At 54.6% G+C, this 26,370-nt stretch carries 22 protein-coding genes; 6 read left to right on the top strand and 16 right to left on the bottom strand.

Features of this window, described 5'->3' with window-relative positions:
- Positions 1-2: 2 nt before the first annotated feature.
- The gene (nrdR, locus tag F3J30_RS10690) at positions 3-452 is read right to left on the bottom strand and encodes a transcriptional regulator NrdR (RefSeq protein ID WP_014069105.1); all 450 of its coding nucleotides are present in this window, start codon (positions 450-452) and stop codon (positions 3-5) included.
- A gap of 152 nt (positions 453-604) precedes the next feature.
- Here nrdR and F3J30_RS10685 point away from each other — a divergent pair, with 152 nt between their 5' ends.
- Both F3J30_RS10685 and F3J30_RS10680 read left to right on the top strand, forming a co-directional pair.
- Complete coding sequence (locus F3J30_RS10685; protein ID WP_014069104.1) at positions 605-1,144, top strand: DUF3251 domain-containing protein; 540 nt, start codon at positions 605-607, stop codon at positions 1,142-1,144.
- A gap of 268 nt (positions 1,145-1,412) precedes the next feature.
- Entirely contained in the window at positions 1,413-2,297 is an 885-nt protein-coding gene (locus tag F3J30_RS10680) for a nucleoside-specific channel-forming protein Tsx (RefSeq protein ID WP_041162195.1), read from the top strand.
- A 121-nt stretch (positions 2,298-2,418) separates the two neighbouring features.
- Here F3J30_RS10680 and F3J30_RS10675 read toward each other — a convergent pair whose 3' ends face one another.
- The 7 genes from F3J30_RS10675 to queA form a co-directional block, all read right to left on the bottom strand.
- Positions 2,419-3,099: a YafY family protein gene (locus F3J30_RS10675; RefSeq protein WP_014069102.1), complete on the bottom strand. Its 681-nt coding sequence runs from the start codon at positions 3,097-3,099 to the stop codon at positions 2,419-2,421.
- A gap of 14 nt (positions 3,100-3,113) precedes the next feature.
- The gene (locus F3J30_RS10670; RefSeq protein ID WP_166717230.1) at positions 3,114-3,479 is read right to left on the bottom strand and encodes a VOC family protein; all 366 of its coding nucleotides are present in this window, start codon (positions 3,477-3,479) and stop codon (positions 3,114-3,116) included.
- A 142-nt stretch (positions 3,480-3,621) separates the two neighbouring features.
- A complete protein-coding gene (secF, locus tag F3J30_RS10665; protein ID WP_166717229.1) occupies positions 3,622-4,593 on the bottom strand; it encodes a protein translocase subunit SecF in 972 nt (323 codons plus the stop codon).
- Positions 4,594-4,603: 10 nt separating this feature from the next.
- Positions 4,604-6,451 (bottom strand): protein translocase subunit SecD, encoded by a 1,848-nt coding sequence (gene secD / locus F3J30_RS10660; RefSeq protein WP_166717228.1) that lies wholly within the window; start codon positions 6,449-6,451, stop codon positions 4,604-4,606.
- Between the two features lie 27 nt (positions 6,452-6,478).
- Positions 6,479-6,811 (bottom strand): preprotein translocase subunit YajC, encoded by a 333-nt coding sequence (gene yajC, locus F3J30_RS10655; protein ID WP_003021544.1) that lies wholly within the window; start codon positions 6,809-6,811, stop codon positions 6,479-6,481.
- Between the two features lie 22 nt (positions 6,812-6,833).
- Positions 6,834-7,961 (bottom strand): tRNA guanosine(34) transglycosylase Tgt, encoded by a 1,128-nt coding sequence (gene tgt, locus F3J30_RS10650; protein WP_014069098.1) that lies wholly within the window; start codon positions 7,959-7,961, stop codon positions 6,834-6,836.
- A gap of 55 nt (positions 7,962-8,016) precedes the next feature.
- Positions 8,017-9,087, bottom strand: a complete 1,071-nt coding sequence (gene queA / locus F3J30_RS10645; RefSeq protein WP_014069097.1) for a tRNA preQ1(34) S-adenosylmethionine ribosyltransferase-isomerase QueA — start codon at positions 9,085-9,087, stop codon at positions 8,017-8,019.
- Between the two features lie 92 nt (positions 9,088-9,179).
- Between queA and acpH the strand changes: the two genes are divergently transcribed.
- Together acpH and F3J30_RS10635 are read left to right on the top strand one after the other, a co-directional pair.
- Positions 9,180-9,761 (top strand): ACP phosphodiesterase, encoded by a 582-nt coding sequence (gene acpH, locus F3J30_RS10640; RefSeq protein WP_166717227.1) that lies wholly within the window; start codon positions 9,180-9,182, stop codon positions 9,759-9,761.
- 127 nt (positions 9,762-9,888) lie between these two features.
- Positions 9,889-10,491, top strand: a complete 603-nt coding sequence (locus F3J30_RS10635; RefSeq protein WP_166717226.1) for a peroxiredoxin C — start codon at positions 9,889-9,891, stop codon at positions 10,489-10,491.
- A gap of 87 nt (positions 10,492-10,578) precedes the next feature.
- On the opposite strand, the gene F3J30_RS10630 is transcribed toward F3J30_RS10635, so the two are convergent.
- The 8 genes from F3J30_RS10630 to phoB form a co-directional block, all read right to left on the bottom strand.
- Positions 10,579-12,447, bottom strand: a complete 1,869-nt coding sequence (locus F3J30_RS10630) for an amidohydrolase (protein WP_166717225.1) — start codon at positions 12,445-12,447, stop codon at positions 10,579-10,581.
- 21 nt (positions 12,448-12,468) lie between these two features.
- Positions 12,469-13,014 (bottom strand): antibiotic biosynthesis monooxygenase, encoded by a 546-nt coding sequence (locus tag F3J30_RS10625; RefSeq protein WP_166717224.1) that lies wholly within the window; start codon positions 13,012-13,014, stop codon positions 12,469-12,471.
- Between the two features lie 48 nt (positions 13,015-13,062).
- Entirely contained in the window at positions 13,063-13,704 is a 642-nt protein-coding gene (locus F3J30_RS10620) for a hydrolase (RefSeq protein WP_014069092.1), read from the bottom strand.
- A gap of 202 nt (positions 13,705-13,906) precedes the next feature.
- Complete coding sequence (malZ, locus tag F3J30_RS10615; protein ID WP_166717223.1) at positions 13,907-15,724, bottom strand: maltodextrin glucosidase; 1,818 nt, start codon at positions 15,722-15,724, stop codon at positions 13,907-13,909.
- 591 nt (positions 15,725-16,315) lie between these two features.
- The gene (gene proY / locus F3J30_RS10610) at positions 16,316-17,689 is read right to left on the bottom strand and encodes a proline-specific permease ProY (RefSeq protein ID WP_166717222.1); all 1,374 of its coding nucleotides are present in this window, start codon (positions 17,687-17,689) and stop codon (positions 16,316-16,318) included.
- A gap of 81 nt (positions 17,690-17,770) precedes the next feature.
- Positions 17,771-19,090, bottom strand: a complete 1,320-nt coding sequence (gene brnQ, locus F3J30_RS10605; RefSeq protein WP_166717221.1) for a branched-chain amino acid transporter carrier protein BrnQ — start codon at positions 19,088-19,090, stop codon at positions 17,771-17,773.
- 409 nt (positions 19,091-19,499) lie between these two features.
- The gene (gene phoR / locus F3J30_RS10600; protein ID WP_014069088.1) at positions 19,500-20,795 is read right to left on the bottom strand and encodes a phosphate regulon sensor histidine kinase PhoR; all 1,296 of its coding nucleotides are present in this window, start codon (positions 20,793-20,795) and stop codon (positions 19,500-19,502) included.
- 21 nt (positions 20,796-20,816) lie between these two features.
- Positions 20,817-21,506 carry a phosphate response regulator transcription factor PhoB gene (phoB, locus tag F3J30_RS10595; RefSeq protein ID WP_003859122.1) on the bottom strand — a complete coding sequence of 230 codons (690 nt, stop codon included), beginning with the start codon at positions 21,504-21,506 and terminating at the stop codon, positions 20,817-20,819.
- A 187-nt stretch (positions 21,507-21,693) separates the two neighbouring features.
- Here phoB and sbcD point away from each other — a divergent pair, with 187 nt between their 5' ends.
- Both sbcD and sbcC read left to right on the top strand, forming a co-directional pair.
- Entirely contained in the window at positions 21,694-22,899 is a 1,206-nt protein-coding gene (sbcD, locus tag F3J30_RS10590) for an exonuclease subunit SbcD (RefSeq protein WP_166717220.1), read from the top strand.
- Positions 22,896-26,027 carry an exonuclease subunit SbcC gene (gene sbcC / locus F3J30_RS10585; protein WP_166717219.1) on the top strand — a complete coding sequence of 1,044 codons (3,132 nt, stop codon included), beginning with the start codon at positions 22,896-22,898 and terminating at the stop codon, positions 26,025-26,027. Before sbcD ends, sbcC begins: the two co-directional genes overlap by 4 nt.
- Positions 26,028-26,370: the final 343 nt, after the last annotated feature.

Raw genomic sequence — 26,370 nt, 5'->3', positions numbered from 1 at the left:
GCTTAATCCTGTAGGCGGGCGATCTCTTCGCCGAACTCTTTGATGTCTTCGAAACTGCGGTACACAGAGGCGAAGCGGATATACGCGACTTTATCGAGCTTTTTAAGCTGCTCCATCACCAGGTTGCCGATCATTTTGCTCGGCACCTCACGCTCCCCTAAACCACGAAGATAGGATTTAATGTGATTTAACGCTGTTTCAACGTCATCTGCGCTGACTGGCCGTTTTTCCAGTGCTTTTAGCATCCCGCTGCGCAGTTTTTCTTCGTTGAATGGCTCACGCACGTCGTTGCTTTTCACCACGCGCGGCATCACCAGTTCAGCCACTTCGAAAGTGGTGAAACGTTCGTTACACACCAGACATTGCCGACGACGGCGTACAGACGAGCCTTCGCCCACAAGACGAGAGTCGATTACTTTGGTATCCACGGCGGAGCAGAATGGGCAATGCATACGGTGTCCTGACTATGCGGTTAACTTTCCTCTATTTTACCCTGATCTGGGCTGACAACAAAGGAAGAGCTTTTTGAGACAAAGGATCTATACCTGACGGTAAGATGCTGGCTACCATTACGGTAATCCGTTATTTCAAGGAAATTAACGCAATGACAAGACGTTACATAAGAATTTTCCTGGTGGGAAGCCTCTTCACACTCAGTGCCTGTGCACAGCAAACTGAAGTTCACGAGATGAAACAAAGCGTGAGCACGCTCAATTCAGCCATGGATAAGCTGAATAAAGAGACGGTGAAGATCACTCAACAAAACGCACTGAATGTGAAATCCACCAGCGGCGTTTATCTGCTGCCAGGGGCAAATACCCCTGCCCGGCTCAATAGCCAGATTGGCACGTTGAAAATGTCGATGGTCAACGTGGCGGCCAATGCAGATGGTACGCGAGTAACATTGCGCATTCACGGCGAGTCCAACGATCCGCTGCCTGCATTTAGCGGCACTGTAGAGTGGGGTCAGATCCAGGGCACCACCGAGAGCTACCAGGAAGTGAACGTGAAGAACCAACTTTTCACGGCCCCCGCCAGCACACTGGCGCCGAGCGATGTTGATATTCCGCTTCAGCTGAGCGGTCTTACCCCGGACCAGTTAGGTTTTATCCGCATTCACGATATCCAGCCCGCCGCGCAATAACCCTCCTTTTCAGCGGGGTGCAATGTCACTCCGCTAACATTTACATTTCGTATGGATTGGCAACATAAATGTTTGCCGTTACAATCCCGGCCGTTTAAAGTACGCAAACGTGAACGCAATCGATTACGCATGTGAGAGATATGTGAAACAACACATATTTTTGTGAGCAAGGATTCCTATAATAGGCTCCGCAGAAACACGAAATATTTTGAAACGCAAATCGCGCATTTTTCACTCCCGGAAGGGAATTTCAATCAGTGGCATGATTATGAAAAAAACATTACTTGCAGCCGGCGCAGTACTGGCACTTTCCTCCTCTTTCACTGCTAACGCAGCGGAAAACGACAAACCACAATATCTTTCCGACTGGTGGCACCAGAGCGTAAACGTGGTAGGCAGCTACCACACCCGTTTCGGACCGCAGATCCGTAACGATACCTACCTTGAGTACGAAGCTTTCGCCAAGAAAGACTGGTTTGATTTCTACGGTTATATGGATGCGCCTGTATTCTTCGGTGGTAACACCGATGCGAAAGGTATCTGGAACCACGGTTCCCCGCTGTTCATGGAAATTGAACCACGTTTCTCCATTGATAAGCTGACCGGCACCAGCCTGGCGTTCGGTCCATTCAAAGAATGGTACTTCGCAAACAACTACATCTACGACATGGGCCGCAACAAGTCCGGTCGTCAGAGCACCTGGTATATGGGTCTGGGTACCGACATCGACACCGGCCTGCCGATGAGCCTGTCCATGAACGTCTACGCGAAATACCAGTGGCAGAACTACGGTGCCGCGAACGAGAACGAGTGGGATGGCTACCGTTTCAAAGTGAAATACTTTGTGCCAATCACCCAGCTGTGGGGCGGCAACCTGAGCTACATCGGCTTCACCAACTTTGACTGGGGTTCAGACCTGGGCGACAACGACTTCCGTGACCTGAACGGTAAGAAAGCGCGTACCAACAACTCCATCGCTTCCAGCCACATCCTGGCGCTGAACTACGATCACTGGCACTACTCTGTTGTTGCGCGTTACTGGCACAACGGTGGTCAGTGGAACGACGACGCCAGCCTGAACTTCGGCGACGGTGACTTCAGCGTTCGTTCTACCGGTTGGGGTGGTTACCTGGTGGTAGGTTACAACTTCTAATCACTGCGGGATTGTGCGGGCTGATGCCCTCACCCTGCCCCTCTCCCACAGGGAGAGGGAATAAACACTAAAAACGGCAACACACGTTGCCGTTTTGCTTTTACCTTGCCACCCGGCTTTTTTACTGCTTAACCTTACGTAAAAAATCCGCCAGCGACCTGTCCGCACTCTCGCTAAACCGCCGTTCTGTCTGCACAATGTTAAGACACCTGTCGAGCCGGAAGCAGCGATAGTCATCGCGCCGCTCACACCAGGCTGCCAGCAGCCAGCGTTCCCCCCAGAAGAACAACCCCAGCGGCTGAACCTCACGCTTTGAGAGCTGCCCGGCTTCATCCCGATAATGCAGTGCCAGAACCCGCTGGGCAGATATCGCCTGATGAATCACATCGAAGTGATTGCGGGAATGGTTTTGCAGGGCAATATCTGGCGCATAAATTCGCGTTTGCTCCGCCTTACGACGACTCTCTTCCGGCAGGATCGCCAGCACCTTTTCCTGGGCCGATTCCAGCTCACGCGACAGTGACTCCCCGCCCCAGGTTTTCAGCAGTCGGATGGCCACCATTAGCGCTTCAGACTCTTTGTTTGTCAGCATCAGCGGCGGTAAATCAAAACCAGACATCAGACGATAACCGCTCCCAGCCTCACCCTCCACCGGCACACCAGAAAGGGAAAGGTCGCGGATATCGCGATAAACGGTTCTCTCAGAAACCCCGAGCCGCTCTGCCAGATGCGCTGCCGTCGTCAGACGCCTGCCCCGCAGGATCTGCACAATCTGAAATAAACGGTCAGCGCGTCGGGTCATAGTCTCTTCAGCTCTCAGGCAGGTTGATGGAGGCCAACCCGGTTATCTTCGCTGTCGGTAAACAGGGCAATGGTGCCAATACCGCGTGGCAGCTCTAGCGGGCCAAACACGCATTCACCGCCCGCAGACGCGATCCTGTCGAGCGTGGCGGCCAGATTGTCAGTATGCAGATAAATAATAGCGCCCTGCTGTGAGGGTGTAATGCCATCAAATTTAGCCAGCGCGCCGCCCGTCGCCGGGTCTTCATGCGGGAATACCGCCAGCTCTGCACAATCCATTTTTTCACGACGCAGCGCGACCTGCATGACCGGCTCGTAGAATTTGACGGCACGATCCATATCTGCGACGGGGATTTCAAACCAGTTAATGACACTTTTCATACTTCCTCCTGCCTGTTGTTTGGGTTCAGAAGGAGTGTATGACAGCCCTCCTGACAGCATACTGTCAGGAGTGTTTGTCAGCAGCAGATAAAAAAAATCCCGGCCAACAGACCGGGATTTTTATCACGCATAAGACCATGTCTTACGGCAGAATTGACGGCTGATCCGCCCCTTCTTTTTCGACTTTCTGCTGGAGCAGGTGCTCGCGCTTCATGCCAAGTTTCAGTGCCAGAGCGGATGCAACGTAAATAGACGAAGCAGTACCGATAGTCACACCAATAAGCATGGTCAGTGAGAAGCCTTCCAGCACCGGGCCACCGAAGAGATACAGCATCAGGATAACCATCAAGGTTGTACCGGATGTGATCAAGGTACGGTGCAGCGTCTGGGTCAACGACACGTTAAAGATTTCGTACGGCGTACCGCGACGGATCTTACGGAAGTTTTCACGAATACGGTCAGATACCACGATACTGTCGTTCAGTGAGTAACCGATAACGGACATCAGGGATGCCACGATAGTCAGGTCAATCTCAATGTGGAACAGAGACAGTACACCCATGGTGATCACCACGTCGTGCGCCAGTGCGATAACCACACCAGCCGCCAGACGCCATTCGAAGCGGAAACCCACGTAAACCAGGATGGAAATCAGCGCCACCATCAGCGCCATTGCACCGGTTTGCGCCAGGTCAGCACCGACGCTTGGGCCCACGAACTCAATACGCTTAACCGCTGCGTTCTGGCTGGTCGTTTCGTTAATCACGCTAACGACCTTGCTGCCCAGCTCCTGGCTGCCGTTGGCATCGTGTACCGGCGGCATACGCACCATGATGTCGCGGCTGCTGCCGAAGTTTTGCAGCAGCGGCTCTTCAAAGCCCGCTTTCTGCAGCGATTCGCGCATCTGGTCCATATCAATCGGTTTTTCCAGGGAAATTTCAATTACCGTACCGCCGGTAAAATCGAGACCCCAGTTAAAGCCTTTCACACCCATAATGACGATGGACAGAATCAGCAGAAAACCTGAAATGCCGAAGGCCCAGTAGTCCCAGCGCATAAAGTCCCAGACTTTACGGCCGTGGTTTAATTGTTCAACAGTATATTCCTGTGCCACAACGCACTCCTCAGATAGACAGCTTTTTGACGCGCTTGCCGCCGTACAGCAGGTTCACGATGGCACGGGTGCCGACAATAGCAGTAAACATCGACGTTGCAACACCGATACCGGTAGTAATCGCAAAGCCTTTGATCGCGCCAGTACCCACTGCATACAGGATAAGAACCTTAATCAGTGTTGTTACGTTCGCATCGAAGATAGAGCTGAAAGCGCCTTTATAGCCTTCTTCAATCGCCTGCTGCACAGAACGACCGTTGCTCAGTTCTTCTTTGATACGTTCGTTGATCAGTACGTTGGCGTCGACCGCCACCGCAAGGGTCAGAACGATACCCGCAATCCCCGGCATGGTCAGCGTTGCACCCGGCAGCAGGGACATGATGCCGATGATCAGCACCAGGTTAGCCAGCAGCGCGGACGTCGCAATCAGACCAAACTTCTTATAGAAGAAGATCATGAACAGGATAGAGACCACCAGACCGGCCAGACACGCTTCCAGACCCTGCTGGATGTTTTGCATACCCAGAGTAGGACCAATGGTACGTTCTTCAACAATCTGGATTGGCGCAATCAGCGCACCGGCACGCAGCAGCAGAGAGAGCTGACGTGCTTCGTTCGGGTTGCTGATACCGGTGATACGGAAGCTATTACCCAGACGAGACTGGATAGTGGCGACGTTAATCACCTCTTCCTCTTTCACCAGCACGGCACGGCCGTTGGCATCTTTCTTACCGCTGTCTTTGTACTCCACGAACAGGGTCGCCATCGGTTTATTGATGTTGTCCTTGGTGAAGTTAGACATGATGTTACCACCCGCGCTATCCAGCGAGATGTTAACCTGCGGCTGGTTGTATTCATCCTGGCTTGAAGTGGAGTCGGTGATATGGTCACCGGTCAGGATCACGCGTTTGTACAGCACAACTGGCTGGCCTTCACGCGTCTGTTTCACTTCAGAGTCGCCCGGGATACGGCCCGCGGCAGCAGCGGACTGATCGACGTTAGAGTTAACCAGACGGAACTCAAGCGTTGCAGTCGCACCCAGAATCTCTTTCGCACGCGCAGTGTCCTGGATACCTGGCAGTTCAACCACAATACGGTCAGCACCCTGACGCTGTACCAGTGGTTCAGCCACGCCCAGTTGGTTTACACGGTTACGCAGAATGTTGATGTTCTGCTGAACCGCGTATTCACGCGCTTCGCTCAGACGTGCATCCGTCATCACCGCACGCAGCTGGTTGCTGCCCTGAGAGGTGATCACCAGATCACGGTGACGTTGAGACAGGTAAGTTACAGCCTGGTCGCGTGCCGCGCTGTCGCGGAACGTGATGCTCATGCCGTAGTTATCTTCTTTACGCACGGTGGTGTACGCGATGCCTTTATCACGCAGATCGCTGCGCAGGCTGTCGATATTCTGTTCCTGCAATTTGCCCAGTGCGGTGTCCATATCCACTTCCATCAGGAAGTGAACACCACCACGCAGGTCAAGACCGAGTTTCATTGGCTCTGCGTTTAATGCAGCCAGCCAACGCGGGGTTGCAGGAGCAAGGTTCAGCGCCACGACATATTTATCACCCAGCACGCCCATCAGCGCTTCACGAGCGCGGAGCTGCGTGTCGGTGGTGTCGAAGCGAGCAAGAATAGCGCCCTCTTCCAGTGCCACAGACTTAGCGGTAATTTTTTCTTCTTGTAACGTTTTCTGGACCTGGATCAGCGTTTGCTCACTGGCGGCGACACCGCGCGCGCCAGTGATTTGAACGGCCGGATCCTCACCATACAGGTTGGGAAGCGCGTACAGCAGGCCGACGAGAATCACGACGACCAGCATGATGTACTTCCACAAAGGATAACGGTTTAACACGGCAGTTCCCTTTGGGAAAAGTTGGGATTACAGCGCCTTCATGGTGCCTTTCGGCAGAACGGCAGCTACGAAGTCACGTTTGATAACCACTTCAGTGGTGTCGTTCAGTGCGATAGCAATGTAGCCGCTTTCAGCTACTTTGGTTACGCGACCCACCAGGCCACCGTTGGTCAGTACTTCATCGCCTTTCGCAATGGAGTTCATCAGGTTTTTGTGCTCTTTGGTGCGCTTCTGCTGTGGACGCAGGATCATGAAATAGAAGATCAGGCCGAACACAACCAGCATCAGAATCAGAGACATTGGGCTGCCCTGCGCTGGAGCACCTGTTGCTGCTACCGCATCAGAAATAAAAAAGCTCATTCAAATTCCCTCATTATTAAAATTAATCAACGTTCAAAGGTGGAACATCCCGACCCTGACGTTGGTAGAAATCGGTCACGAAGCTCTCTAATTTACCCTCTTCGATAGCCTTACGTAAACCAGCCATTAAGCGCTGATAATAACGAAGATTATGAATGGTATTGAGACGCGCGCCCAAAATCTCGTTGCAACGATCGAGATGATGCAAATATGCGCGGGAATAATTGCGACAGGTATAGCAATCGCACTCAGAATCGAGCGGGCTGGTGTCACTCTTATGCTTCGCGTTACGGATTTTCACCACGCCATCGGTAACAAACAGATGACCGTTACGCGCGTTACGGGTTGGCATGACGCAGTCGAACATATCAATGCCGCGGCGCACACCTTCAACCAGATCTTCTGGTTTACCCACACCCATCAGGTAACGTGGTTTATCTGCCGGGATTTGCGGGCAGACATGTTCAAGAATGCGATGCATGTCTTCCTTTGGCTCACCCACAGCCAAACCGCCGACAGCGTAGCCATCAAAACCTATCTCTACCAGACCTTTAACAGAGATATCGCGTAAATCTTCGTAAACACTGCCCTGGATAATGCCGAACAGCGCGTTTTTGTTTTCAAGAGAGTCAAAACGGTCGCGGCTACGCTGCGCCCAACGCAGAGACATCTCCATGGAACGTTTCGCGTAATCCCAGTCCGCCGGGTATGGCGTACATTCGTCGAAGATCATCACGATGTCGGAACCGAGATCGTACTGAATCTCCATCGATTTTTCCGGATCGAGGAAAATCGGATCGCCGTTGATCGGGTTACGGAAGTGAACGCCCTTCTCGGTGATCTTGCGGATATCACCGAGGCTGAAGACCTGGAAACCACCGGAATCGGTGAGGATTGGCCCTTTCCACTGCATGAAGTCATGCAGGTCGCCGTGCAGCTTCATGATCTCCTGACCAGGACGCAGCCACAGGTGGAAGGTATTGCCGAGGATAATCTGCGCGCCAGTGGCTTCAACTTCTTCCGGCGTCATCCCTTTTACGGTGCCGTAGGTGCCCACAGGCATAAACGCGGGGGTTTCCACCACGCCGCGATCAAACACCAGGCGACCGCGACGCGCGCGGCCGTCGGTGGTATCGAGTTCAAATTTCATTTTTATTCCTCTGTGCCAGAAAAACAGTCCGACACATTATTCTGGTGCCGCGGACTTATTCCCCGACACGCTCATTCAAAGCCTGCGGATTGTACGTGATAAACATCGCGTCCCCGTAGCTAAAAAAGCGATATTTTTGTTCTACCGCAGACTTGTATGCGGTCATCGTGTGCTGATAACCCGCAAATGCGGAAACCAGCATAATCAGCGTGGATTCAGGCAGATGGAAGTTGGTCACCAGCGCGTCAATCACCTTGTACTGGTAGCCCGGGTAAATAAAGATCTGCGTATCGCCAAAGAACGGCTCGATCAGGCCATTTTGGGCGGCCTGCGCGGCGCTTTCCAGCGAACGTACTGAGGTCGTCCCTACAGCAATTACGCGGCTGCCGCGGGCTTTCGCCGCCAGCACCGCATCAACAACGTCCTGCGGCACTTCAGCATATTCGGAGTGCATGATGTGGTCTTCGATGCTGTCGACACGAACCGGCTGGAAAGTCCCCGCGCCCACGTGAAGCGTCACAAACGCCATCTCAACGCCTTTTGCGCGCAGTTTTTCAAGCAACGGTTCATCAAAGTGCAGGCCCGCCGTCGGCGCGGCTACCGCACCAGGCTTCTGGCTGTAGACGGTCTGGTAAAGCTCGCGGTCGGCCTCTTCGTCCGGGCGCTCAATGTACGGCGGCAGCGGCATGTGGCCGATGGTGTTCAGAATATCGAGCACCGTGCGTTCGTCGTTGAACTCCACTTCAAACAGCGCATCGTGGCGCGCGGTCATGGTCGCTTTAATGCTCTCGTCGTCGCCCAGCAGCAGCTCGGCCCCCGGCTTCGGTGCTTTGGATGCGCGAATATGTGCCAGAATACGTTTATCATCGAGCATACGTTCGACCAGCACTTCAATCTTCCCGCCGCTGGCTTTACGGCCAAACAGACGCGCCGGGATCACGCGGGTATTGTTAAAGACCAGCAGATCGCCAGGGTTGAGCTTGTCGAGCAAATCGGTGAAAGTACCGTGCGTCAGCGCGCCCGTTGGCCCGTCCAGTGACAGCAAGCGACAGCTGCTGCGCTCAGGCATTGGATAGTGAGCAATCAGGGAATCAGGTAGTTCAAAGGAAAAATCGGCGACGCGCATGACGTATACTCGTGACTTAAAAACAGGCGGCATAGTCTAGTGCTCACACTCTTTTGCTGCAACAACTAGCCGCCACCGGACAAATAAAACGCATGAATTTTCTCGCTCACCTGCATCTCGCTCATCTCGCTGACAGCTCTCTTTCCGGCAATTTGCTGGCCGATTTTGTCCGTGGCAACCCTGCCGAGAACTATGCTCCAGAGATAGTCGACGGGATTTTTATGCACCGCCGTATCGACGTGCTGACTGATAATCTGCCCGAAGTGACGGAAGCCAAAGCCTGGTTCCGCCCCGAAACGCGCCGCGTTGCGCCGATTACGCTCGATGTCATGTGGGACCACTTTCTGTCGCGCCACTGGGCACAACTCTCGCCGGAGATGCCATTGCCGGAGTTTGTGCACTATGCCCATCAGCAGGTTTCTCTTATTTTGCCAGAGTCGCCGCCGCGCTTTGTGAATCTGAATAATTACCTGTGGTCTGAACGCTGGCTTGAGCGCTATCGCGAGATGGACTTTATCCAGAACGTGTTGAACGGCATGGCGAGCCGTCGCCCGCGACTGGATGCGCTGCGTGATTCCTGGCATGACCTGGACGAACATTACGATGCGCTGGAAACGCGTTTCTGGCAGTTTTATCCGCGCATGATGGCCCAGGCCAAAAGTAAGCAACTTTAATTAAAGAATGATTGATAGGCGAAAGCTTGTGGAACGATTGTCACCACCTCTTTGTCTTATTAGCGGGCACTCTCTATACTGGCCCGCGTTGCGTTCCAAATAACCTTAGTATCTACAGGAGAATCATATGGTTCTGGTAACTCGTCCGGCTCCGGATTTTACAGCTGCAGCAGTTCTGGGCAACGGTGAAATCGTTGAAAACTTCAACTTCAAACAGCACACCAACGGTAAAGCGACCGTTCTGTTCTTCTGGCCAATGGACTTCACTTTCGTTTGCCCGTCTGAGCTGATCGCGTTCGACAAACGTTACGAAGAATTCCAGAAGCGTGGCGTAGAAGTTGTTGGCGTCTCCTTCGACTCTGAATTTGTACACAACGCATGGCGTAACACCCCTGTCGACAACGGCGGCATCGGTGCGGTGAAATACGCAATGGTTGCGGACATCAAACGCGAAATCCAGCAGGCTTACGGTATCGAACACCCGGACGCTGGCGTTGCACTGCGTGGCTCCTTCCTGATCGACGCGAACGGCATCGTTCGTCACCAGGTTGTGAACGATCTGCCACTGGGTCGTAACATCGACGAAATGCTGCGTATGGTTGACGCGCTGCAATTCCACGAAGAGCACGGTGAAGTGTGCCCGGCTCAGTGGGAAAAAGGGAAAGAAGGTATGGCTGCATCTCCAGAAGGTGTTGCTAAGTACCTGACCGAGAACGTATCCAGCCTGTAATTGGCACGGTTTACGAAAAAGGCCCGCTAATGCGGGCCTTTTTGTTTTCTCCCTCTCCCACGGGGAGAGGGCATCAAACCGCACAATCTAAAACGCGAAGCAAGAACAGCCCAGCACGCCCCAGAACGCCCGATCGTCCGACACCGGAATATCCGACTGGCGGGCAATGCCGTGCGCGTGCCCATGCACGCCGCAGCTCCCAATACACTGGTGCATCTGCACCACTGCGCCCACCTTGCTGGCCGCAGGCGGAGCTGAACGGTAATGTCCTGGCACCTTAACTACCGGCGACCATTCTGGCACAACCGGGATTGGCGGAGGTGACAGCGGGCTAAAGTGCCCGGCGGCGTACACCACCTTGCCATCCACTACCGTCAGCACCGACTCAATGCCTTTAATCTCTTCTTCCGACACGCTGAAGTAGTCTTTCGAGAGCACCACCAGATCGGCGAGCTGACCTTCAACCAGACGGCCTTTCTTGCCCTGCTCGCTGGAGAACCACGCGCTACCCGCGGTCCACAGCTCCAGCGCGACATCGCGCGGCAGACGGTTGTTGTCGTCATACATCGCCAGCCCGCCCACGGTACGCCCGGACACCAGCCAGTACAGCGCCGTCCACGGGTTGTAGCTCGCCACGCGGGTCGCGTCCGTCCCTAATCCTACCGGTACGTCCAGCTCCAGCATCTTCGCCACCGGCGGCGTATGTTTCACCGCCTCTTTACCGTAACGATCAACAAAGTATTCCCCCTGGAAGGCCATACGGTGCTGTACCGCAATCCCGCCACCCAGTGCTTTCACGCGTTCGATATTACGCTCGGTGATGGTCTCTGCGTGGTCAAAGAACCAGTGCAGCCCGTTGAACGGGATATCGCGGTTCACCTTCTCAAACACATCCAGCATCCGGCTGATGGATTCGTCATAAGTCGCGTGCAGACGGAACGGCCAGCGGTTTTCCACCAGATGACGCACCACGCGCTCCAGTTCGTCTTCCATACCTTGCGGCAGATCCGGGCGTGGCTGGAGGAAGTCTTCAAAATCCGCCGCCGAGAAGACCAGCATCTCGCCTGCGCCGTTGGCACGGTAGAAATCCGTCCCCTGCCCTGGCTTGAGCATATCGGTCCAGCGTTCAAAGTCTTCCAGTTCTTGTTTTGGACGCTGGGTAAAGAGGTTATAAGCAATACGCACCGTCATTTGCTCTTTGGCGTGCAGTTGCTCGATTATCTCGTAATCTTCCGGGTAGTTCTGGAAACCACCGCCGGCATCGATAGCGCTGGTCAACCCCAGCCGGTTCAGCTCGCGCATAAACTGGCGCGTAGAGTTCACCTGCATTTCAAGCGGCAACTTTGGCCCTTTTGCCAGCGTTGCGTAGAGGATCATCGCGTTCGGTTTGGCGATCAGCAGCCCGGTCGGGTTGCCGTTGTTGTCACGCACGATTTCGCCGCCCGGCGGGTTTGGCGTCTCTTTGGTATAACCAACGGCTTTGAGCGCGGCGCGGTTGAGCAGCGCGCGATCGTAGAGATGCAGCACAAACACCGGGGTATCCGGAGCGGCCTCGTTAAGCTCTTCAATGGTGGGCATCCGGCGCTCGGCAAACTGGAATTCACTCCAGCCGCCCACCACACGTACCCACTGGGGTGATGGCGTACGGTCGGCCTGATCTTTCAGCATTCGTAGCGCGTCTGCCAGCGAAGGTACACCTTCCCAGCGCAATTCGAGGTTGTAGTTCAGCCCGCCGCGGATCAGGTGCAGGTGGGAATCATTCAGACCGGGGATCACCGTACTCCCCTGCAAATCAACAATTTGCGTACCCTGCGTTGCGTAACTCATGATGCGATCGTGATTTCCGGTCGCGAGGATCTTCCCGTTAGCAATCGCCACCGCTTCCGTCAGCGGGTTTTCGCGATCGAGGGTATGGATCTTACCTTTGGTTAAGATCAGTGAGGCAGTTTGAGACATAACGTACTCCTTTGAACCGGATCAGGCTTTTTTCAGCCATCCGGCAAACAGACGGGTCACGATGGGCATCCACAGCCAGACAACCAGCGCGACCACACAGGCATCGTTAATCAAATGCAGCAGTAAAGAGCCTTTCAGGCCAGGAAGCAGCGCGCCCGTCACCAGCGGCACCACATTGGTACTGGGGAAGATAACCAGCAGGGTGATAAGAAACTGTTTCCACTGCTTTGGTTTACGCACGTTTGTCTCTGGCGGAGTGAACCAGAACGCCGCCTCGGTGCGTACTTCCGTTTTATCGCCTTCCGCCAGCAACGGTTCAATCTCTTTCACCAGCACATTACGGGTATCAGACTGCGTCCAGGCATAAAGGTGCTCAATGGTGTCGAAACGGATAATCACCGTCCACAGGCTCTGTCCTTCGGACGGGCGGATAACGTTCGCCCCCAGATGTCCGGGGAATTCAGCCGCGATGGGCATGATTTTGCCAAGCCACTGTTCGTATCGCTCAGCTTGCCCCGGGAGTAACGTATGAGTGATCACCAGCGTCACATGTGATGTTTGCGCCATAAAAATTTCCTGGTCATTGATGGGCGGGAGAACCCCGCCCTGAAAGGATTACGCTTTGCGCTCTGGCGCACCGTGAACGAGGGTATAGGCATAATCAACGCCCATGCCGTACGCCCCGCTGTGCTCACGCACCAGATCCATCACCGCGTCATAAGTGCCTTTACGTGACCAGTCACGCTGGTACTCAAGCAACACCTGCTGCCAGGTCACAGGCACTGCACCAGCCTGCACCATACGGTCGATAGCGCGTTCGTGCGCATCAACAGAGGTCCCGCCGGAGGTATCTGTCACCACATACACTTCGAAGCCTTCATCCAGCGCCATCAGCGCCGGGAAGGTCAGGCATACTTCTGTCCACAGGGCAGAAATGATGAGTTTTTTGCGGCCCGTAGCTTTAACTGCCGCAACAAACGCGTCATCTTCCCAGGAGTTCATCGAGGTACGCTCAATAGGTTTTACATCAGGATGGACGGCCAGCAATTCAGGCCAGATATAGCCGCTGAAGCTTTTTGTTTCTACAGACGTATAGATAACCGGTACATCAAAAATTTTGCCTGCTTTCGCCAGTGCGACCGTATTATTTTTCAATAACTGACGGTCAATGTTTGCCACGCCAAAGGACATCTGCGGCTGGTGATCGATAAAAATCAGAGCGGAATTGGACGGGTCAATCAGTTCACGAATAGACATAAAAGTACCTTTTAATCAATGTGTTAAAAGCCAACGTTTTTGTGTGCTAAATGAGAAAGGGCCCTGTCTGATAAAGCAAATTGAGTATAGCGAGAATTGATTTAGACGATATTAAAGAAATTTGTCCGCTCTGTTTAATTTAACCGAACGACTTAGGGGAATATTCTGCAACCGGCGTAATACACCGGTTGCAGAGGAGGGGTTAATTACCGAACCAGACGCAGGCCGAAATCGCAGGCAGAGACAAAATGCCCTCGTGCAGGTCGCCTTTGCCCTCTTTCAGCTGCCATGCCTTCACCCTGAGCAGCGGCGAATCATCCAGCACCACTTCACAGGCCTCACCCCGGTTAATGGCCACCAGCACACGCTGCTGGTTATAAACACGGGCAAACACCACAACGTTATCGTGGGCGTAAACCACCTGGCAACCGCCGTAGCGCAAAGCCTGGTTCTGTTTACGCAGCTTCGCCATACGCTGATACAGGCTGAACAGCGACACATCCTGTTTTGCCGGATCCCACGGGAAGGTCTTGCGGCAGAACGGATCGTTATTGCCGTCCAGCCCCACTTCATCGCCGTAGTAAATACACGGGATCCCAGGCCAGATGAAGAGCCAGGTGACCGCCAGCGGCAGGCGCGCCACGTCTTTGCCCAGCAGCGACTTGAAACGCGCGGTGTCGTGGCTATCCAGCTGGTTGAACATCCTTAGCTGCTGCTGGTGAGACAGGCTGGCGCGGTAGTTATCCATCCACGCCATGCAGGTTTCGGCGTCGATATGCTGCGGATCGTAAGAGATATCGGTATTGGCCAGGAATCCCCACAGCGGGAAAGTGAAGCCGCGATAGTTCATCGCCGCGTCTTCGGCATCGGCCTGAAGCCACTGACGCGCATCACCAAAATGCTCGCCAAAGACAAACGCTTCAGGCTGAGCGACTTTTGCCGAGCGGGTAATCCCGGCGACGTGCTGAATATTGTTACGCGCCCCACCCGCTTCGCCGAGCATATGCACCACGTCCAGACGCCAGCCATCCATGTTCCACGGTGCCTTTAGCCAGTGGCGCACAATGCTGTCATCATCGCCGTAGATCTCGTTTATAAGCGTTGGTGACTGAAAATCGAGCTTAGGCAGGCTGGCATAGCCTAACCAGTCCAGAGCTCGTCCTTCGTCATTAAAGCTGTACCAGTCGCGCTGGGGTGAATCCGGGTTATGACACGCGCCGCCCATAGACTGATTGTGACGATCAAACCAGGCGTGGGAATCCCCGCTGTGGTTGAACACGCCGTCCAGAACCAGGCGCATTCCTTCTTTTTGCGTGTTTTCCCGCAGACGCAGCAGCGCAGCATCACCGCCAAACTGCTCATCAACGTGGCGATAATCTTCGGTATCGTATTTATGCACGCTTGGGGCTTTAAAGACCGGGTTCAGGTACAGCGCTGTGACGCCCAGTTTTTTCAGGTACGGCAGTTTTTCGCTGATCCCGTCCAGATCGCCACCGTAAAACGTCGATCCCCCTGCCTGCGCCGTCAGCGGCTCATCCCACGCTTTAAAGATAATGTCGTGACCTGCGGCGTGGTGGTAATAGACCTTATCCTGCTGCGGTGTGCGCTTCTGGCTGCGAGCAAAGCGGTCAGGGAAGATTTGATAAAAGACCTGATCGTTGACCCACTGCGGACCATGGTCCGGGTAATCGACGGCAAATTGCTCCAGCCGCGCGGGTGGAAAACGGCTAAAGCCTTGCGGGGTAAACCACAGCTGACGGTTATTCCACAGCAGCTTGAAGCTGTAGCGACGTCGCGGCTGCCCGCTGCTGAGGTCGATATTCGCGCGCCATGCCGTCACGCCAGGCTGCGGCTGGCTGCGTTGCTTGTGCATGGTCAACGCGGTTTCTTCATTATCCACTTCAGCGCGTAGCATCACGCGGTCGGGCTGTTTTTCCCCTGCCAGCCAGAGCGTAATCACAAGGTTGTCTTTGTTTTGCTTAACAAATGGGGCAACCGGAAGGTGCCAGGCGTTCAACATCACGAATCCCCTTTGATGAAATTGACGTCACCTTGCCACAGGGTCGTTAAGGTTAGCTCATCATGATGCAGTTTATTGGGGGAGGAGGACGGGGGAGGAGCCATCAGTGCAGCCTGATGCCTTCACCCTCTCCCACCGGGCTGATGGATCCCCAGTAATGTTTGTCTTTATTCAGCGATAACATTACGCCATTGAAATAAAAGACTACTCGCGGTTCCATGGTCCGGCTGAAAATCGCCGAAGCGTTTACGGAAGGCCGGGGCGACGCGCATGGATGCGCGGCGAGGGCGGCTTTACAGGGACGTTTCATCCGCCCGTCCCCGATTAGCCTGGAGCAAACGCTGAGGGTCACCGCGAAGCGGCGATTTTCTTGCCGGGAGCCCGGGTCGCCAGGGTAGCGGCGGTGAGCTACCCTGGCACGTTCACGGGTATTGTGGTGACAGAGTAGCAAGGAACATAAAGTGAACGGAATAACCACTACAGCCGTATGTTCCCCCTCACCCCAGCCCTCTCCCCAAAGTGGAGAGGGAGTCGTCCGTGCTCGTATTTTTTGTGGGGATCCCTCTCCCACCGGGAGAGGGTGAAAAAGGATTACTGCGCTTGCGCCAGCTGGCGGTCGCGGCGGCATTTAAACATCCAGCCTGCCAGCAACAGAACAATCCACGCAAAGCCCACGTACAGGGAAATACGGGTATCCGGGTGATAGCCAATCAGCCCGATAATAAAGACCAGGAAAACCAGCCCAACAATGGTCGTCACCACACCACCCGGCACTTTGAATTTCAGCGCTTTCACCTCTTCCGGTGGCAGACGGCGGCGGAAGGCAATCTGCGACAGCAGGATCATAATCCACACCCACACGGTCGCGAAGGTCGCCAGCGATGCAATCACCAGGAAGACGTTCTCAGGCATGATGTAGTTGAGGTACACCGCGAACAGCAGCGCAATGGTCATCACCATCACCGTCACCCACGGAATACCGCGACGAGAGGTTTTCGCAAAGACCTTTGGCGCGCTGCCCTGCTCTGCCATCCCGTGCAACATACGCCCCACGCCAAACACATCGCTATTAATGGCAGACAGCGAAGCCGTCAGCACCACGAAGTTCAGAATACTGGCCGCAAACGTGATCCCCAGATGCTGGAAGGTCAGGACAAACGGGCTACCATCGGTGCCCACCTGGTTCCACGGGTAGATAGACATGATGACAAACAGAGTACCCACATAGAACACCAGAATACGCATCGGCACGGAGTTGATCGCACGCGGAATGGATTTTTCCGGGTCTTTCGCCTCACCGGCGGTGATGCCGATAATCTCAATCCCGCCGTACGCAAACATCACCATTTGCAAAGACATCACCATGCCGAGCCAGCCGTTGCTAAAGAAGCCGCCGTTGCTCCACAGGTTATGAATACCGGTTGGCTGACCGCCGTTACCGATACCCCAGATGATGATGCCGAAACCGGCCGCAATCATGATGATAATGGTGGCGACTTTAAAGAAGGAGAACCAGAACTCCAGCTCACCAAACACCTTCACGCTCATCAGGTTGATGGCGCAGATGATCAACACCACGCTTAGCACCCAAATCCAGTGCGGTACGGCCGGGAACCAGACCCCCATGTAGATGCCGAAGGCGGTGACATCAGCAATCGCCACAATCAGGATCTCAAAACAGTAGGTCCAGCCGGTGATGTAGCCTGCCAGCGGGCCTAAGTTATCTTGCGCGTAGCGAGAGAAAGAGCTTGCTGAAGGGTTATGCACGGACATTTCGCCCAGCGCACGCATGATGATATACGCCGCCACACCACCAATGATGTAGGCCAACAGAACGCTTGGACCGGCCATTTTGATGGCATCTGCCGAGCCATAAAAAAGACCGGTACCTATAGCTGAACCCAGCGCCATAAAGCGGATGTGGCGGGTGCTCAGTCCACGTTTGAGTTTGTTAGTGCTTTCCATTTAAATCTTGCCATTCAACACGAAAAAAACAAAAAACCACGGGGCCTTAAGCCCCGTGGTTAAACAGTTTGTTGCCGTTGATTAATGCGCGTTAGAGGTAACCTGACGCCCTGCTGCACGGTCCCAGATAATGGCCAGAACCAGCGCTACAACGGTAGGCATCAGCCATGCCAGACCTTGTTCGGACAACGGCAGACGCTGTGTCCAGGCTGGCAGCATTTCACTGAATGCTGATGCTTTGATTCCGTCAAGGATACCAAAAAGCAGGCTGATAAACATGGCTGGCGCAATAATTCGGGATGAATTATTCCACCATGGGCGGGTAAAGCTCAACACCACCAGCACGATACATGGCGGATAAATGGCCGTCAGCACCGGAATGGAAACCTGAATCAGGTGGCTCAGACCCAGATTCGATACCGCCATCGAGAAGATGCCCAGAATAAACACCAGCGTGCGGTAAGAGAGCGGCAGATACTGAGCAAAGAACTCAGCGCACGCACAGGTCAGGCCAACAGCCGTCACCAGACACGCCAGGAAAATCAGCACCGCCAGCAACATGCTGCCCGCACCACCGAAGGTGTGCTGAACGTAGGCATGAAGGATAGCCGCACCGTTCGCGTTCTGATCAACCAGCATGGCGCTATCGGAACCCAGGCGGAACAGCGCCAGATACAGCAGCGTCAGGCCCACACCGGCCATCAGGCCAGCCCAGACGGTATAGCGGGTCAGCAGACGCGCTTCGGTCACGCCACGGGAACGCGCCGCGTTCACGATAACGATACCAAACACCATCGCGCCCAGCGTATCCATGGTCAGATAACCGTTCACAAAGCCGTTGGAGAACGCCGCATTTTTATAGGCGTCCATGGCATCGCTGATAGGGCCAGCCGGCCAGATGATAGCCGCAACGGCCAGCACGATCAGCGCCACAATTTTCATTGGTGCCAGGAAGTTCCCCACGGTATCCAGCAGTTTGCCCGGATAGAGAGAAACCAGAATAACAATCGCGAAGTACACCAGACTGTAGATAAACAGCGGCATCGCACCGTCGCCGGTCAGCGGGGCAATCCCCACTTCAAAGGAAACTGTTGCCGTACGCGGGGTTGCAAACAGTGGGCCAACAGCCAGGTAACATACCGTCGCCAGCAGAACGCCTGCCACTTTGCCAATCGGTGTGCTGAGGCTATCAACGCCGCCGCCGACTTTCGCCAGCGCAACGATGGTCAGTACCGGTAGGCCCACGGCAGTAATCAGGAAACCAAACGCAGCAGTCCAGACGTGTTCACCCGCCTGTAAGCCGACCATTGGAGGGAAAATGATGTTGCCTGCGCCAACGAACAGCGCAAATGTCATAAAGCCCAGCGCGATGATGTCACGCGATTTTAAGTGATGGGTCATAAAACCTTACTGCCTGTGGATGTGGTGTTGAAAACGTTGAGATTTTCGCCATCCCTGACGGGACAATACAGCGGAAAATTTGCTCAATTTCAGCGGGATATTCTCCCGTCCTGGCGTGGAGAAGAATAGTTTTTCGATTTACCACGCAAATACAGTCAGTCCGACAGTATCTGGGGGGCAATTTAAACGCTTATAACGTTTAAAGGCAAGGTGGGATCGCAAAACCAGAACAATATGCCAGCATGAAAAAACAGACCAGCACAATACGCTATTTATAAGAAAAACCCATGGCTAATCATGCGAACAAAAAAGCATCAGACGTATAAAATTCATTCGGGTTTCACTTGACCGCAAAGCAAACGGGCCAGCAATCGCTGGCCCGTGGAAAGGAAAAATGACACGCCTGTTATCAGGCGATTTTTTTGGCAATTAATCGTTCCGGGATAACGAAACTGAAACGGGTTCCCTTTCCCAGCGTGCTCTGAATATCGAGACGGCTTTCATGATGATTGAGCGCATGTTTCACAATCGCTAACCCCAGACCGCTTCCACCAGTCTGTCGCGAGCGCGCTTTATCCACACGGTAGAAACGCTCGGTCAGACGAGGGATATGCTCCGGCGAAATGCCCGGCCCGTTGTCCTCAACGCTAAATTCGGCACCTGTCGGGGTATGTTGCCAGCGCACCACAATATGCGTCCCTTCCGGCGTATGATTCACTGCGTTATAGACCAGGTTAGAAATGGCGCTACGCAGTTCATCTTCGCTGCCCAGCACTTTCAGGCCATTATCAACCTCAAAGGTCAGTTGATGTTTTTTATGGCTTAAGGTCTGCGCTTCACGCTCAACGACGCGCAGCATCATCGGCACATCGATGGTGTCATTCAACGCAAGCGTCGGGGCGGCCTCTATTTTCGATAAGGTCAAAAGCTGTTTCACCAGCCCTTCCATCCGGTGCGTTTGCTCACGCATGGTATGCAGCGCTTTCTCACGTGGCGCGCCTTCCAGCGTTTGCTCCTGCATCATCTCCAGATAGCCCTGGAGCACCGTTAACGGCGTGCGCAATTCATGGCTGACGTTGGCAAAGAAATTACGTCGCGCCCCTTCCAGCTGGTGCATCTGCGTGACGTCACGCGCCACCATCAACCATTGCTGATCGCTGTAAGGCATCACGCGGATCTCAAGGTGACGACCATTGTTCAGTTTCAGATTATGCGGGCGGGTAAAGTCACGTTTTTTCAGATACAGCGTGAATTCAGGGTATCGCAGAAGGTTAAGGATGTTCTGGCCATTATCGTCCGGCCAGCGCAGCCCAAGCAGCTGTTGCGCCAGGCCATTACACCAGAAGATTGTCCCTTCTTCGGTGGTCAGAATGACCGCATCCGGCAGCGACTCCGCGCCACTGCGAAAACGTTTGATCAGGCTACCCAGCTCACGACGGCGCTTTTTATTACGCATCTGCATCTGATGCAGGCCGTAGAGCAACGGCTCCCAGCTTCCGCTTCCCGGCGGAGGCGTCATACTGCGGTCAACCCACAGCCACCAGGAAAGACGCAGTAAGTTCCAGAAATGCCAGATCAGCAGCCCGGTAACCGCAGCCAGTAAAAACCACGGCAAATGTCCAACAAGCGCCCCCAGAATGAGGGCCGGGATACAACAAAGAATGAGTTCAAAAACGAGCCTTTTCCATGACAGACGTTCCAGCACGCGTCACACTCCTGTCATTGTTCAGAAACGGGTCGAAAAACGATAACCCGTGCCGCGGACCGTCTGCACCATACGATCGTGGCCGCTCAGTTCCAGCGCTTTACGCAAGCGGCGAATATGGACATCAACCGTCCGGTCTTCGACATAGACGTTAGTCCCCCAGACGTTATTCAGCAACTGCTCGCGGCTGTAGACGCGCTCTGGGTGGGTCATAAAGAAATGCAACAGCTTGAATTCGGTTGGACCCATATCGAGTGGGTTTTCGCCGGTCATTACGCGGTGTGACGTTGGATCAAGACTTAAGCCCTGCATCTCAATCACCTCTTCCACCGCCATCGGCGAAATACGGCGCATCACCGCTTTAATACGGGCAACCAGCTCTTTAGGTGAGAACGGTTTAGTGATGTAATCGTCAGCGCCCGTTTCCAGACCGCGCACGCGATCTTCTTCTTCACCGCGCGCCGTGAGCATAACAACCGGAATATCGCGGGTCATTGCTTCACGTTTAATGTGTTTGATGAACTGCAATCCCGAGCCGCCAGGCAGCATCCAGTCCAGCAAAATCAAATCAGGCCAGGGTTCGTTAAGTTGATTCACCGCGCTGTCATAATCTTCAGCTTCTACCGGCTGAAAGCCATTTTGTTCGAGCACGAAGCACACCATTTCACGGATCGGAGCTTCATCTTCTACGACCAGAATACGTCTCGCCATACTTTGCCCTGTCTTATCTTATTTAAGTTACAAGTTTGTAATGCGGCGTCATTATGCGTCAGATTTATGACAGATTTATGAAAAACATTACCACTATAAATGGCAAACTGTTGTTTTATTACAGCGGTTATTTTCCGTTCTCTGAAAGTTTATAATCCTATCTTCTTTTTTTTGCCACGGAACCGTTATGCGCATACTTCACACCTCGGACTGGCATCTGGGTCAAAATTTTTACAGCAAAAGCCGCGCCGCAGAACATGAAGCCTTCCTGAACTGGCTGCTGGAAACGGCTCAGGCGCATCAGGTTGATGCCATCATCGTTGCCGGTGATATTTTTGATACCGGGCAGCCGCCAAGCTATGCGCGTGAGCTGTATAACCGTTTTGTCGTTAACTTACAGCAAACCGGTTGTCATCTGGTGATTGTTGCAGGTAACCACGACTCCGTGGCAACGCTGAATGAATCCCGCGACATCCTCGCGTTCCTCAATACGACGGTTGTTGCCAGCGCCGGGCACGCTCCGCAGATCCTGAAAAAGCGCGACGGAACGCCAGGAGCGGTGCTTTGCCCGGTGCCGTTTTTACGTCCGCGAGATATCGTTCAGAGTCAGGCCGGGCTTTCCGGCGGTGAGAAGCAGCAGCACCTGTTGCAGAGCATCACCGACTACTACCACCAGCAGTATGAAGAAGCCTGCGCCCTTCGCGGTGAACAGGCAATTCCCGTGATTGCCACCGGGCATCTGACCACCGTCGGGGCGAGCAAAAGTGACGCGGTACGTGACATTTATATCGGCACGCTTGATGCTTTCCCGGCGCAAAACTTCCCGCCAGCGGATTACATCGCACTGGGGCATATTCACCGTGCGCAAATGATTGGCGGCAGCGAACATATTCGCTATTGCGGCTCCCCGATTTCCCTGAGTTTTGACGAGACGGGCAAAGCCAAATCCGTGCATCTGGTGACGTTTACCGCTGGCAAACTCAGCGCCGTCGATACGCTGGACGTCCCGGTCACCCAGCCGCTCGCGGTGCTCAAAGGCGACCTGACGGCCATTACCACCCAGCTTGAGCAGTGGCGCGGCGTCGCACAAGAACCGCCGGTCTGGCTGGATATCGAAATCACCACCGATGAATATCTGCATGATATGCAGCGTAAAATTCAGGCCTTAACGGACGATTTGCCCGTCGAGGTGCTGCTGGTGCGCCGCAGCCGTGAACAGCGCGAGAAAATCCTGTTGAGCGCTCAGCGCGAAACGCTCAGCGAGCTGAAGGTCGAAGAGGTTTTTGAACGCCGACTGGCCCAGGAAGAGATGGACGAGGCAAAACGCGCCCGGCTGAACGAGCTGTTCACCCATACGCTGCACGCACTGAATGACGAGGAAGAGAACGCATGAAAATCCTGAGCCTGCGTCTGAAAAACCTCAACTCACTCAAGGGTGAGTGGAAAATCGACTTTACCGCTGAGCCTTTCGCCAGCAACGGTTTATTTGCCATTACCGGCGCTACCGGAGCAGGTAAAACCACGCTGCTGGATGCCATTTGCCTTGCGCTGTACCACGAAACGCCACGGCTGCAAAAAGTTTCTCAGGCACAAAATGACCTGATGACACGCGATACCGCCGAATGCCTGGCGGAAGTGGAGTTTGAAGTCAAAGGCACGGCTTACCGCGCTTTCTGGAGCCAGAACCGGGCGCGTAACCAGCCGGACGGCAACTTACAGGCCCCGCGCGTGGAGCTGGCGCGCTGCGAAGACGGTAAAATCCTTGCCGATAAAGTAACGGACAAGCTTGAACAAACCGCTGCCCTGACCGGCCTGGATTACGATCGTTTTACCCGCTCGATGCTGCTCTCTCAGGGGCAATTTGCTGCCTTTCTTAATGCGAAACCCGGCGATCGCGCCGAGCTACTGGAAGAACTCACCGGCACCGAGATCTACGGCCAGATTTCAGCACGAGTATATGAACAACACAAAACGGCCCGCAGCGCCCTGGAGATGTGCGAGGCCCAGGCCGCTGGCGTGGTGCTGTTGAGTGAAGAGCAGCAACAGCAGTTGCAGCAAAGTTTGCAGGTACTTACTGACGAAGAGAAAACCCTGCTGGCACAACAGCAGAGTCAACAGCAAACCTTTCAGTGGCTTACGCGTCACGACGAACTGCTGCGCGAGCAACAACGCGCCACGGCTTTGCAGCAGCAGGCGCAGCAGGCACTGGCTGATGCAGGGCCAGATCTGGCAAAACTTCAGCTGGCGCAGCCTGCCGCCGCGCTGCGTCCGCTCTGGGAGAGCCAGCGCGAGCAGACCGCTCGCCTCGCGCAAACACAGCAGCAGATTGTTGAAGTAAATACTCGCTTACAGGCAAGAAACGCACAGCGGGCGCGGATCCGCAACGGCGCACTACGTACTCGCGAACAACTGCAAGCCGACCTGACGATGCTGGCACAGTGGCTTGCCGGACATGAACGTTTCCGCCAGTGGGGCCAGGAAATTGCCGGATGGCGCGCCCATTTCACCCAACTGAACCGCGATAAAAATCAAGTTGTTGCACTCACCGCCCGTCTTGCGGAACTGCGTCAAAAACTGGCCGTTTTGCCGGTAAGCAGCCTGATGCTGACGGCGGAAGAGGTTGCGGTGGCGATGGAGCAGCAAGGCCGGTCGCGCACCGCGCGCCAGCGCCTGACGACGCTCCACGCACGCTATCAGCCACTGCAAAAACGCCTGGCGCAGTATGGCGAAAGCGTGCAAAAAGCCCTGGCTGACCAGGCGAAACTCAACGACACCCTCGCGCTGCGCAGGCAGCAATACAAGGAGAAAAACCAGCACTATCTGGATGTCGAACAGCTTTGCAGACAAGAAGAGAAAATCAAAAGTCTGGAAGCCGAACGCGCCCAGTTGCAGGCCGGGCACCCTTGCCCGCTGTGCGGTTCAACAACGCACCCGGCGGTGACGGAATATCAGGCGCTGGAGCTCAGTGCCAGCCAGCGTCGCCGCGACGAGCTGGCAAAAGAGGTCGCGGCGCTGAAAGAGGAAGGCTTGCTGGTTCTGGGGCAGGTTAATGCCCTGACCCAGCAGATCCAGCGCGAATCAGCTGAGGCGCTAACCTTATCTCAGGAAGAGCAATCACTTACTAACGAATGGCAAGAAGTGTGCAGCTCGCTGAATATTTATCTGAATATTCAGGATGATATCGCCCCATGGATGAACGAGCAGGAACACTACGAGCACCAACTTTATCAGCTGAGCCAGCGCCTGACGCTGCAAAACCAGCTCAACGAGCAGGAAGAGCAGCAGCGGCAGTACCAGCAACAGTGGTCTGCAACCCGCCAGACGCTGGAAAATATGCTGAGCGCGCTGTCGCTGACCGCACCTGAAGAGGGTGCTGAAGCTGCCTGGCTGGCAGAGCGCGAAAGCGAATTGTCGGTATGGCAGGAAAATCAAACCCGACACAGCGCCATACAGGAGCGTATTAACGCCCTGACGCCACTGCTCGATACGCTGCCAGAGACAGATACCGCAGAGGCCGAAGCCATTATCCCGGATAATTGGCGCGAGATTCACAATGAGTGTGTCTCGCTGCAAAGCCAGCTTGCGACGCTCCAGCAGCAGGAAGGGCTGGAAAGTGAGCGTATGCAGCAGTCGCAGGCTCAGTTTGCAGCCGCACTGGCAGCAAGTACCTTTGCCGATCAGGAGGCATTCCTGGCCGCGCTTCTGGATAACGACACGCTTCTTCGCCTTGAACAACTGAAACAGACGCTGGAAAACCAGAATCAGCAGGCAACAGCACTCTTTGGGCAAGCGAATCAGCAGTTGCAAGGTCACCTGCAACTGCGCCCGGAGGGGGCTGACTGCGATGTCCCTACCTTACAGGCGCAACTGCAACAGCTGGCGCAGAGGCTACGCGACAATACTACCCACCAGGGTGAGATCCGCCAGCAGCTTAAGCAGGACAGCGATAACCGTTTGCATCAGCAGGCGTTGATGCAGCAAATCGATGAGGCCGCGCGTCTTGCAGAAGACTGGGGTTATCTCAACGCGCTGGTTGGCTCCAGCACCGGCGACAAGTTCCGTAAATTTGCCCAGGGGCTGACGCTGGATAATCTGGTCTGGCTTGCCAACCAGCAACTTAACCGCCTGCATGGCCGCTATTTGCTCCAGCGTAAGGTGAGCGACGCGCTGGAACTGGAAGTGGTTGATACCTGGCAGGCTGACGCGGTGCGTGACACCCGCACCCTTTCAGGTGGCGAGAGTTTCCTGGTCAGCCTTGCGCTGGCGCTGGCGCTTTCTGACCTGGTCAGTCATAAAACGCGTATTGACTCTCTGTTCCTGGATGAAGGGTTTGGCACGCTGGATAGTGAAACGCTGGATACGGCGCTGGATGCCCTCGATGCGCTGAACGCGACCGGAAAAACCATCGGTGTGATTAGCCACGTTGAGGCGATGAAAGAGCGAATTCCGGTGCAGATTAAGGTGAAAAAGATTAACGGACTGGGGTATAGCAAGCTGGATAAGGAATTTGCGGTGGAGTGATGGTGGGGTAATTCAGTGCGGTCTGGTGCCCTCACGCCGGCCCTCTCCTGGTGGGTTGAGGGATCCCCACAAAAAATACGAGCACGGACGGCTCCCTCTCCATTTTGGGGGGAGGGTTGGGGTGAGGAGGAACATACGGCTGTGGTGGTCATTCCGTTCACTTTATGTTCCTTGCTACTCTGTCACTACAATACCCGTGAACGTGCCAGGGTAGCTCACCGCCGCTACCCTGGCGACCCGGGCTCCCGGCAAGAAAATCGCCGCTTCGCGGTACCCTCAGCTTATTCCTTCCGGCTTTCGGGTCGGGCGCGATGCAGCGTCCATGCAAGTCGCGCCCTCTCGG

The sequence above is a fragment of the Enterobacter sp. Tr-810 genome (assembly GCF_011752765.1).
GTDB classification, from domain to species: Bacteria; Pseudomonadota; Gammaproteobacteria; order Enterobacterales; family Enterobacteriaceae; genus Enterobacter; species Enterobacter soli.
The sequence above is the reverse complement of the archived record's forward strand: the minus strand, read 5'-3'. Positions and strand labels throughout refer to the sequence as shown.